This window comes from Pseudomonas sp. MNR3A (assembly GCF_009650575.1).
GTDB classification, from domain to species: Bacteria; Pseudomonadota; Gammaproteobacteria; order Pseudomonadales; family Pseudomonadaceae; genus Aquipseudomonas; species Aquipseudomonas machongensis.
Genome location: NZ_VZZS01000030.1, coordinates 43,854 through 55,079, shown reverse-complemented (window position 1 = coordinate 55,079; position 11,226 = coordinate 43,854). Strand labels below are relative to the sequence as shown.

The window sequence follows — 11,226 nt, the reverse complement described above, 5'->3', positions numbered from 1 at the left end:
CGCACCTGACAGATTTATCAGGTCAGCGCTTGCCCAGGATCTTGCCGAGCATTTCCGGGCGTGGCGCGCCTTGTTGGCTTTGCAGTTGTCCCTGTTCATCCTGGTAGAAGATCGCAGGCGTTGCGCCCAGCCCCATTTCTTCCATCAACGCCTGGTTGGCTGCGAGTTGCTTCTGTGTGGGTTCGGGAATGGTGTCCAGTGCCTTGAGCGTGCTGGCCTTGCCAGCGCTTTCGTGTTCTTGCAGTGCCTTGGCAGGGTCTTTTGCCGACAACAGCGCGGCGGACTTGCCAGGGCTGTCCGGGCGGATGATGCCGACCATGATATGGCGCAATTGCACCTTGCCCGAGTCGACCCAGGGCCGCGCCTGTTGCCAGAACATGTTGCAGTAAGGGCAGTTGGGGTCGCTGAACAGGTAGACGATGCGTGGCGCATCGGCCTTGCCGTCCTGGATCCAGGCGGTCTTTTCCATCTTCGCCCAGATTTCCTTGCTCATCGGTGCGTAGACCAGCTTGTCCAGTGGCTCGGCGCTCAGGTCCTGGCCTTGTTCATCGAACAGGCTGCCAACCAGTACGTGCTTGCCGTCGGGGGTCAGATACAGGGCGATGCCGTTGCTATGGTACTCGGCGGCATAGCCGCGCAGGCCATTGGGCGCGTCGAACGTGCCCTTGATCACCGCGCCCTTGGCCTCCATCTGCTGAATCGGCTTGGGCCAGGGCTCTGCTTGGGCAAGGGGCGCGACGAGCAGGGCCAGGGAGAGGGGCAGGAGAGCAGTCAGTCGCATGTCATTTTCCTTGTACGGCGGGGGCGGGCGCCACGGCCCGCTTTAAAGGTTCCAGGGCGTTGTGCAGGCTGGCGCGGGACAGCTCGCCGAGATGGCTGCCTACCAGGCGGCCCTCGGCGTTGTAGAACAAAGTGGTGGGCAGGGCCATGGAGCCGACCCGTTGCGCCAGTTGCCCACTGCCGTCGAACAGCACGTGGTTCAGGCTCAGGCCGGTCGTGGCAAGGAAGGTACTGACGCTTTCGGGTGTTTCGCCTTGGTTGACGAACAGGAAGGTCACGTCGGGGTAGTCGCTCTGGGCCTGCTGCAGCACGGGCATCTCCCGTCGGCACGGTGGGCACCAGGTGGCCCAGATGTTGATGACCAGGGGTGTGCCGCGGTAGCTGTGCAGGGCCACCGACTCGCCGCTGGCGTTGCGCAGGCTCAGATCGGGCAGTTCGGTGCCTTTGCTGTACAGGTGGCTGCCCAGGCTTGCCAGCCCCCAGAACAGGGCGCCGCTGAACAGTGCCCAGCCCAGTGGCCGGCGCAGGCCCGGACGGCGTCGACCTTGCCACAAGGCAGCAGCGACGATGCCCGCCAGGCCGCTCCAGAGTTGGAAGCCGCCATCGCGAATGTCGATGATCTGCAGTGGCTCGTCGCGGTACATCGCCCAGTACTCCAGGACGAAGCCTGCACGCGCGCTGAGGACTCCGACCAGAAACAGGTTGAACAGTGCCGACTCGGGGCTTTCGCCGCCACGGCGGGCCACCCACCAGCCGACCAGGCAAGCGATGCCCAATGCACTGAGCAGCAGCAGGTGGTTCAGGGCCATGGTCAATGGCCCCAGGGTTACCGTCAGCATCAACCTTGACTCCTGGTCTGGGCCCAGTGTTGCAGGAACGCTGCCGCGTCGATTTCGCCGGTGATGCGCCGGGTACGGCGCTCGTCACCTTCCGGGCCGATCCAGATCAGGCTGGGCGGGCCTGGAGCCTGGTAGCGTTGCAGCAATGCGCGGCTGGCGGGGGTGTCGGCAGTGACATCCAGGCGCAGCAGTTGCACGCCGTCGAGGCTGGCTTGCACGTCGCTGCGGGCAAATACCTGTTTCTCCATCACTTTGCACGATACGCACCAGTCGGCGTAGTAGTCGACTAACACCCATTGGTTGCGCGCCTTGGCGGCATCCAGTTCGCGCTGCAGGTCCTGCGGGTTGTCGATGGTGATAACCCGCTGGTCATGGGCGCTGCTCATCGGCGCGGCGCCACCACCGGTGAATGGCTGCAGCGGTTGCCACAGATCGTTGCCACCGGCGGCAGCACCGACCAGCAACAGGCCACCCCAGAGCGCACCCAGCAACGGCAGGGCTCGCAGCGCCGGCAGACGCTGCAGGGCAGGCCATGCAGCCCAGGCCAGGGCAATCAGCCAGGCGCCGACCAGTGCCAGCAGCAGTGGTTCTGGCAGCAGGCTGCGCAGGGTGTACAGCGCCATTGCCAGGAAGACGAAGCCGAACACGCCCTTGACCAGGTTCATCCAGGATCCAGGGCGTGGCAGGTAGCGGTTGCCCAGGGTGACCAGCAACAGCAGTGGAACGCCCATGCCCAGCCCCAGGCTGAACAGCACCAGCGCGCCCTGCACCACATCGCCGCTCTGGGCGATATAGAGCAGCGCACCGGCCAGTGGCGCGGTCATGCACGGCCCCATAAGCAGGCCCGAGAGCGCGCCAAGCAACGCTGCGCCATACAGGTTGCCGCCACGCGTGCCCTGGCCTGCACGATCGAGGCGGTCACGCACGGCGGCGGGCAGCTGCAGTTCGAAGGCCCCGAACATCGGCAGGGCGAGGATCACGAACAGGCCGGCCAGGCTGCCCAGCAGCCAGGGTTGCTGTAGCCAGGCCTGCAGGCTGGCGCCGAGCAGCGCGGCGACCACACCCAGTGCGGCGTACACCAAGGCCATGCTCAGAACGTAGACGCCGGCCAGAATCCAGCCACGTCGTGCACTGGCACCATTGCCCATGACCAACCCGGCGAGGATGGGCAGCATCGGTAGCGAGCAGGGGGTGAAGGCCAGCAGCAGACCCAGGCCGAAGAACGCCAGCAGGCTCCAGGCCAGGCTGCTGTGCTGAAGGCCGCTGGCCAGGGCCTGGTCTCTGGCTTGTCCGCCATCCGGTGCGGCTGGCGCAGCAGAAACCGCCTGGCCGCCCAGATCGATCACGGTGGTTTGCGGTGGATAGCACAGCCCGGCATCGGCGCAGCCCTGCCAGCCCAGTCGCAGTTCGCCAGTGGCGTTGGCGGGCAGCAGCAACTCGAGTTCGGTGCGATAGACGGCGCTGTCGCCGAAGAACTCGTCATGATGGTTGAGAGCCGCAGGCAGTTGCGGTTGCTGATCGACGGGAATGCCGTCGAACTTCAGGCGCTTCTGGTAGAGGTAGTGGCCATCCTTGATCTGGAAATACAGGCGCATCTGCCCGGAAGGCAAGCGGTCCTGGCTCAGGACGAAAGCCTGATTCACCGGCAGGAAATCCGACTTGGGAGCGAAGGGATTGGCCTGGAGCGGGCCGGCGAGCAGGAATGTCAGGAAGAGCAGGAGAACACGCATGTCGACGCCTTGGCAGTGCATTGAGTGCACCATGCTGGAGCAGACTGATTAACCGAAAGTTAACCCGGTCCGACATGAGGCCCTGTCGGTGCTCCGACAGGGCTTGGGCCGGATCACATGTCGTCGAAGTAGCGTTCGTGCCAGTCCACCAACGGTTGTGGTGCGTTCAGTTTCTGGCCATAGATCACCGAGTACGACAGCACGTTCTGCACATACTGACGTGTCTCATCGAACGGGATCGACTCGACCCAGACATCGAAGCTCAGGTGCTTGGCGCCCTTGAGCCACTGACGTACGCGACCGGGGCCTGCGTTGTAGGCGGCCGAAGCCAGCACGCGGTTGCCGTTGAACTGGCCGTGCACCTGGCTCAGGTAGGCGGCGCCGAGCTGGATGTTCTTGTCCGGATCGAGCACCTGCGCAGGCGAGGCCAGCGGGATGCTGAACTTGCGCGCGGTCTCCTTGGCGGTTCCTGGCATCAGTTGCATCAGGCCGCTGGCGCCTACTGGCGAGCGGGCATCGTCCATGAAGGCACTTTCCTGACGGGTGATGGCGAATACCCAGCTCGAGTGCAGGCCGCGGACTTTGGCTTCGCGCACCAGGGTGTCGCGGTGGGCCATCGGGAAGCGGATGTCCAGGTCGTCCCAGTACTTAGCCTGGCTGATGGTGCGGATAGCCGGGAAGTACCAGCGCAGGTCGTAGGCCAGGCGGGCCTGGGCGACCATTTCGTCACGGTTGAAGTGGCGGCTGACGTGGTACCACTCGCGGCGCCCCTCGACAATCTGGCCACGGGCGTGGAACTCCAGGGCGCGGCGCACGCCGGGGGTGTTACGCACCTTGTTGATCAACTGCTGGCTCAGTACCAGGGGTTTGTTGTTGAGCTGGTACGGTGTTTGCGCGCGATCGGCAGCAAGAAAACCATAGAAGTCGCGCTCACGCGAGACGTTCTTGTAGAGCAGCGGGATCTGCGGGTTGTTGGGTTGTGCCAGCTCCAGGCTGCGTGCCTGCCAGTAGCGCCAGCGGCTGCTGTCGGCCAGATCCTGGGGCAGGCGGCGGCTCAGTTCGTAGGCTTCTTCCCAGCGCCCGAGACGCAGCAGCAGGCGCATGCGCCATTCGCTGACGGTGTTGTCGCGCAGTTCCGGGTCGTAGCGGGTCATCAGGTCGAGGGCACGCGGATCGTAGCGCCGTGCGAGCGTGAGGCCGATTTCGCGGGCGATGGCGACCTTCTCGTCGCGGGAGAAATGCATGCGCTGGGCGTAGTCGTCGAGCAGGGCCATGGCTTGCTCGGGATCCTGCCGCGCCAGGCGGCGCAGGCCGAGGCTGACCACATCGGACATCGCTTCGTTGACCGGCATGAAGCGCGAAGGCTGCTTGAGCAGCTCGGGTTTCTGCGCCACATCGATCAGCAGCTTGCCTTGCGGACCGAGTGTGGTGAGCGTTTGCACCAGGTTGTTGGCCAGGCTGTAGTTGCGCGCCTCGGCCGCCAGTTTGGCACGCTGCCAGCGGCGGGCCTCGGTGAGCTGGCCTTCTGCGGCCCACAGGCCGAACAAGGTGTCGCAGGCCGCAGGTTGCGACTTGCCGACGTTCCACAGTTTTTCGGCAGTGGCGAAACCTTCGGCGCGCAGGCCGTTGGTCAACTGGTACTGGCCGTTGAGGCAATCCAGTTCGGTGAAGTTCAGCTTCGGGTCGTAGTATTTGGCGAAGGTCTTCCATTCGCCGCGTTCGGCCTGCCAGCGCAACCAGCGCAGTTTCATCCAGTTGGCCTGGGGCAGGTCACCGTGTTTGGCGAGGAAGCCTTCGACTTCCTCGTTGCTGGCAGTCTTCAGCCGCGCGGTGAGCTCGTCGTAGGCCAGGTAGGGTGTGAGCGGATAGTCGCTGAGCGCTTGGGCATAGCGCAGGTAGGGACCCTTGTCGCCTTTGGCGAGGGCACGCTTGGCCTCGTCGTAGTACTGGCGCTGCTGGGTGATGTCGAGGGCCTGTGCAGCACTCGCGGTCGTAGCGGTGAGCACCAGGCAGGAAACGAATTGGAACAGGCGGCTGCGCATGATACGTCCGGGCAGTTGAACCATGAAAAGTGACGGCGAAGCCAGCACTGTTGAAATCTAGTTTCCTTAGCTTAGCCGTTTGCCGGCGATGGATGAAAGCACTGTGCTTGTATCGAATCGTTAACACCGACCACGCGTCGCCAAGCGCTCGCTGCCATCGCACCCGGAATGTCACGCAGGGGCGAAGTAGGCGTGAAAGTCAGGTAGAATGCGCGCCCGGTTTTTGGAGATGATCATGACCCTGCTCAAATTCAGCGATGTGTCCCTCGCGTTCGGCGCCATGCCGCTGCTGGACAAGGTGTCCTGGCAGATCGCCCGTGGCGAGCGGGTGTGCATTATCGGCCGTAACGGCACCGGCAAGTCGAGCATGTTGCGCCTGGTCAAGGGTGAGCAGAAACCCGACGAAGGAGAAATCTGGCGTGCGCCGGCACTGAAGATCGGTGAGCTTCCGCAGGAATTGCCGGTGGCCGACGATCGCAGCGTGTTCGATGTGGTCGCCGAGGGCCTCGACGGCGTCGGTGCGCTGCTCGCCGAATATCACCACCTGAGCCAGAACATCCAGAATGATGCCGACCTGGACAAGCTGATGCATGTCCAGCATGAGCTGGAAGCCCGGGACGGCTGGCGCCTGCAACAGGTCGTGGAGAGCACCCTGAGCCGCCTGCAACTGCCGGCCGACAAGACCCTCGCCGAGCTGTCCGGCGGCTGGCGCCGTCGCGTGCTGCTGGCCCAGGCGCTGGTGTCCGAGCCTGACCTGCTGCTGCTCGACGAACCGACCAACCACCTGGACATCGGTGCCATCGCCTGGCTCGAAGAGGCCCTGAGCGGCTTCAACGGCGCCGTGCTGTTCATCACTCACGACCGCTCGTTCCTGCAGAACCTGGCCACGCGGATCCTCGAGCTGGACCGCGGCGGGCTGATTGACTGGAACGGCGACTACGCCAGCTTCCTGGTGCACAAGGAGGCTGCGCTGGCCGCCGAGGAAACCGCCAATGCGCTGTTCGACAAGCGCCTGGCCCAGGAAGAGGTCTGGATCCGCCAGGGCATCAAGGCCCGGCGTACCCGTAATGAAGGCCGTGTGCGTGCCCTCAAGGCCCTGCGCGTGGAGCGCAGCGAGCGTCGCGAGCGCCAGGGCAGGGCGAACATCCAGATCGAGGTCGCCGACAAGTCCGGCAAGCAGGTGATGGTGCTGGAAAACGTCAGCTTCGCGCACCCTCAGGGGCCGAAGCTGGTCAAGGATTTCTCCATGGTCCTGCAGCGCCAGGACCGCATCGGCCTGCTCGGCGCCAACGGCACCGGCAAGACCACCTTGCTCAAGCTCATGCTGGGTGACCTGGAGCCGACCGCCGGCAAGGTCGATCGCGGCACCAAGCTGGAGGTGGCCTACTTCGACCAGATGCGTCACCAGCTCGACCTCGAGAAGACGGTGATCGACAACCTCGCCGAAGGTCGCGACTTCATCGAGATCGATGGTCAGAATCGCCACGTGCTGAGCTACCTCGGTGACTTCCTGTTCAGCCCCCAGCGTGCACGCACGCCGGTCAAGGCGCTGTCTGGTGGTGAGCGTGCGCGTCTGTTGCTGGCCAAGCTGTTCAGCAAACCGGCCAACTTGCTGGTGCTGGACGAGCCGACCAACGACCTGGACGTCGAGACACTCGAGCTGCTCGAGGAAGTGCTGTCCAACTTCAAGGGCACGGTACTGATGGTCAGCCACGACCGGGCCTTCCTCGACAACGTGGTCACCAGCACCCTGGTGTTCGAGGGTGAGGGCAAGGTACGTGAGTACGTGGGTGGCTATGAAGACTGGATCCGCCAGGGGGGCTCGCCGAAGCTGCTGGGCGTGACCGAGAGCAAGGGCGGCAAGTCCGAGCTCAACAGTGCGGTGGTCGAGAAGGTTGCGGTCGAGGTCGCCCCGGAGCCCGTGGCGCCTGTGGTGGCCGACAGTAGCAAGAAAAAGCTGAGCTACAAACTGCAGCGTGAGCTGGAGATGCTGCCTGGGCAGATCGATGCGCTGGAGCAGAAGATGGCGGTGCTGCAGGAAGAGGTGAACGCGCCTGGCTTCTATCAGCGGCCGATTGGCGAAACGTCGGACGTGCTGGCCAAGCTCGAGAAGTTGCAGGCTGAGCTGGATGTGCTGGTCGAGCGCTGGGCCGAGCTGGAAGGTTGAGTCGATCGAGCCGGCCCTATCGCGGGACAAGTCCCAGCGATAGGGCCGGCTCGGGCTATATCATTCTTTCTTCTGCAAGCGCACCGCCAGTACATCGCACGGTGCCCCATGCAGCACGTCATTGGCCGTAGAACCCAGTAGCAGCGCCAGACCATGGCGGCCATGGCTGCCGACCACGATCAGGTCGCACTTCTGATCCTTGGCCAGTTGGTGTATTTCCTGGCGCGGCTGGCCGTAGGTCAGGTGCGAATCGCCGCGCTGGATGTCTGGATATTTGTTGAACAGGCGATCCATGCGTTCCTTGGCCTGGTCGAACTGCTGTTGCTGCAGTTGCGACAGGTCCATCGGCACGTCGCCACCAAATGCCATGGCCATCGGCTCGACGATATGCACCAGGGAAACCTTGGCTCCGGTGGGTTCGGCGAGCTTCATGGCACGCTTGATCACCGGGTCGCATTCTTCGGTCAGGTCGACGGCAACCAGAAGATGTTCGTAGGACATGAGCGGCACTCCTGACAATCGCAATAATGAAAGTATGGTCGCTTTCTGGCAGGTCTTGCGTGAAAAAGACTAACCCGCTCATTTGCAACGCTTTATGGGAACTACAGATATGACGGTATGGCTGGTGGTGTCAATCCTTGCGCTGATTCTCAGCCCGTTGGCCTGGTTGCGACCGTCCCGCAAGCAGAGCGAACAGATGAGCCTGCGCCTGGAGGGGCGACGCATGGGCCTGGCCATGCAACTGGCGCCCCAACAGTGGCCGCACTGGCTGCAAAGCGAGCCGCCAAGCCCATGTCCGCAGTATCACCGAGGGCGGCGCAAAGGGCGTGAGGATAGCTGGTGCTATTGGCAGGTCAGCCCGGGAGTGTGGTGGAACAAATGGCGTGAACCCTGCGAGGAGCCTCGTCTGGCGGAGTGTTTTGCGCGGTTGCCGGCCAATGTCTACAAGGTGGAGGCCGATACGCGCATGATCGCCTTGTACTGGAGCGAGCGCGGCGAAAAATCTGTATTGCAGGATATTGCCCACACACTCGAAACCCTCGCCTGAGGCATGCGCAAAAAAAAGTGGGAGCAGGGCAACCCTGATCCCACAGTGGTGAAGCTGGCCAGGCAGGCCGGGAAAACATTCGATTCGAGGGCAGTGTAGACCCTTGTCTCGAATGTGCGCATGAAAAATCAGCAGGCTGGCAGCGCAACTAACCCCACCAGCCATTGGCCGATCGTCGACATGAATGATCGACAATCACTGTCATCATGTTTTATCCCCTGGTGTTACAAAATGACTGGAAAGTCGCGTTTTCCGGGTGCTTTCGAGCATTTGACAACGCCGACCTTTTCGGAGAATGTGTGCGTACCCAAATCAAACGGGCGTATGAATTGAGCGTTTGTATGTTCACATCGCTCGTACAGAATCCCGACTAGCGCGCTGACGGGTGTGCCTGGGGGAGGGCTTGAAGATGGCCTTCCTGTCAGTGATCGGCGTGTACAGTTCAGCTTCCATATCGTGGAGATCAGTTGATGATTTACGAAGGTAAAGCCATCACGGTTAAGGCTCTTGAAAGCGGCATCGTCGAACTGAAGTTCGACCTCAAGGGTGAGTCCGTCAACAAATTCAACCGCCTTACCCTGAACGAGCTGCGTCAGGCCGTGGATACCATCAAGGCCGACGCTTCCATCAAGGGTGTGATCGTCAGCAGCGGCAAGGACGTGTTCATCGTCGGTGCCGACATCACCGAATTCGTCGACAATTTCAAGCTGCCCGAGGCCGAGCTGGTGGCCGGCAACCTGGAAGCCAACCGTATCTTCAGCGACTTCGAAGACCTCGCGGTGCCGACCGTCGTGGCCATCAACGGCATCGCCCTGGGCGGCGGCCTGGAGATGTGCCTGGCGGCGGATTACCGCGTCATGTCCAGCAGCGCCAAGATCGGCCTGCCGGAAGTCAAGCTGGGCATCTACCCAGGCTTTGGCGGCACCGTTCGCCTGCCGCGTCTGATCGGCTCGGACAATGCCATCGAGTGGATCGCCTCGGGCAAGGAAAACCGCGCTGAAGACGCCCTGAAAGTGGGTGCCGTCGATGCCGTGGTCGCGCCTGAACTGCTGCAGGCCGGTGCTCTGGACCTGATCAAGCGCGCCATCAGCGGTGAGCTGGACTACAAGGCCAAGCGTCAGCCCAAGCTCGAGAAACTCAAGCTCAACGCCATCGAGCAGATGATGGCCTTCGAAACCGCCAAGGGTTTTGTCGCCGGTCAAGCCGGCCCGAACTACCCGGCCCCGGTCGAAGCCATCAAGACCATCCAGAAGGCTGCCAACTTTGGTCGTGACAAGGCCTTGGAAGTCGAAGCTGCCGGTTTTGCCAAGTTGGCCAAAACCTCGGTCGCCGAGAGCCTGGTCGGCCTGTTCCTGAACGATCAGGAACTCAAGCGCAAAGCCAAGGCCCACGACGAGATCGCTCGTGACGTGAAGCAGGCCGCCGTACTCGGCGCCGGCATCATGGGTGGCGGTATCGCCTACCAGTCGGCGGTCAAGGGCACGCCGATCCTGATGAAGGATATTCGCGAGGAAGCTATCCAGCTGGGCCTTAACGAAGCGTCCAAGCTGCTTGGCAAGCGCGTCGAGAAAGGCCGCCTGACCCCGGCGAAGATGGCCGAAGCTCTCAACGCCATTCGCCCGACCTTGTCGTATGGCGATTTCGCCAACGTCGACATCGTCGTCGAGGCTGTGGTCGAGAACCCGAAGGTCAAGCAGGCGGTGCTGGCCGAGGTGGAAGGGCAGGTCAAGGAAGACGCGATTCTGGCGTCGAACACCTCGACCATTTCGATCAACTTGCTGGCCAAGGCGCTCAAGCGGCCGGAAAACTTCGTTGGCATGCACTTCTTCAACCCGGTGCACATGATGCCGCTGGTCGAAGTCATTCGTGGCGAGAAGTCCAGTGAAGTGGCTGTCGCCACCACGGTGGCCTATGCCAAGAAAATGGGCAAGAATCCGATTGTGGTCAACGATTGCCCGGGCTTCCTGGTCAACCGCGTACTGTTCCCGTACTTCGGTGGCTTCGCCAAGCTGGTCAGCGCAGGCGTCGATTTCGTGCGTATCGACAAGGTCATGGAAAAGTTCGGCTGGCCGATGGGCCCGGCCTACTTGATGGACGTAGTCGGCATCGACACCGGCCACCATGGTCGCGACGTGATGGCAGAAGGCTTCCCGGACCGCATGAAGGACGACCGCCGCTCCGCCGTCGACGCCCTGTACGAAGCCAATCGCCTGGGTCAGAAGAACGGCAAGGGCTTCTATGCCTACGAGACCGACAAGCGCGGCAAGCCGAAGAAAGTCGCCGATGCGTCCGTGCTGGACGTGCTCAAGCCGGTGATCTTCGAGCAGCGTGAAGTCAGTGACGAGGACATCATCAACTGGATGATGGTGCCGCTGTGCCTGGAGACCGTGCGTTGCCTGGAAGATGGCATCGTCGAAACTGCAGCCGAGGCGGACATGGGCCTGGTCTACGGCATCGGTTTCCCTCCCTTCCGCGGTGGTGCGCTGCGCTACATCGATTCGATCGGTGTCGCCGAGTTCGTTGCCCTGGCCGACAAGTACGCCGATCTGGGTCCGCTGTACCACCCGACTGCGAAGCTGCGTGAGATGGCCAAGAACGGCCAGCGCTTCTTCAACTGAAC

General features: G+C 62.7%; 8 protein-coding genes. 3 read left to right on the top strand and 5 right to left on the bottom strand.

The features are described 5' to 3' along the window. Positions 1-22: 22 nt before the first annotated feature. From dsbG to F6X62_RS20525, 4 genes are all read right to left on the bottom strand, one after another. Complete coding sequence (dsbG, locus tag F6X62_RS20540) at positions 23-781, bottom strand: thiol:disulfide interchange protein DsbG (RefSeq protein WP_153774555.1); 759 nt, start codon at positions 779-781, stop codon at positions 23-25. Between the two features lies 1 nt (position 782). Beyond that, positions 783-1,619 (bottom strand): TlpA disulfide reductase family protein, encoded by an 837-nt coding sequence (locus tag F6X62_RS20535; protein ID WP_063545640.1) that lies wholly within the window; start codon positions 1,617-1,619, stop codon positions 783-785. Next, positions 1,619-3,349 (bottom strand): protein-disulfide reductase DsbD, encoded by a 1,731-nt coding sequence (gene dsbD, locus F6X62_RS20530; RefSeq protein WP_153774554.1) that lies wholly within the window; start codon positions 3,347-3,349, stop codon positions 1,619-1,621. Before dsbD ends, F6X62_RS20535 begins: the two co-directional genes overlap by 1 nt. Before the next feature lie 113 nt (positions 3,350-3,462). Then, complete coding sequence (locus F6X62_RS20525; RefSeq protein WP_153774553.1) at positions 3,463-5,391, bottom strand: transglycosylase SLT domain-containing protein; 1,929 nt, start codon at positions 5,389-5,391, stop codon at positions 3,463-3,465. A 235-nt stretch (positions 5,392-5,626) separates the two neighbouring features. On the opposite strand from F6X62_RS20525, the gene F6X62_RS20520 reads away from it, so the two are divergent. Beyond that, positions 5,627-7,558: an ATP-binding cassette domain-containing protein gene (locus tag F6X62_RS20520; protein WP_054894454.1), complete on the top strand. Its 1,932-nt coding sequence runs from the start codon at positions 5,627-5,629 to the stop codon at positions 7,556-7,558. 60 nt (positions 7,559-7,618) lie between these two features. Here the strand turns inward: F6X62_RS20520 and F6X62_RS20515 are convergent, their stop codons facing one another. Then, positions 7,619-8,059, bottom strand: a complete 441-nt coding sequence (locus F6X62_RS20515; RefSeq protein WP_054894453.1) for a universal stress protein — start codon at positions 8,057-8,059, stop codon at positions 7,619-7,621. A 109-nt stretch (positions 8,060-8,168) separates the two neighbouring features. On the opposite strand from F6X62_RS20515, the gene F6X62_RS20510 reads away from it, so the two are divergent. Both F6X62_RS20510 and fadB read left to right on the top strand, forming a co-directional pair. Beyond that, positions 8,169-8,606, top strand: a complete 438-nt coding sequence (locus F6X62_RS20510) for a hypothetical protein (RefSeq protein ID WP_063545637.1) — start codon at positions 8,169-8,171, stop codon at positions 8,604-8,606. Between the two features lie 470 nt (positions 8,607-9,076). Next, a complete protein-coding gene (gene fadB / locus F6X62_RS20505; protein ID WP_153774552.1) occupies positions 9,077-11,224 on the top strand; it encodes a fatty acid oxidation complex subunit alpha FadB in 2,148 nt (715 codons plus the stop codon). The last annotated feature ends 2 nt before the right edge of the window (positions 11,225-11,226 follow it).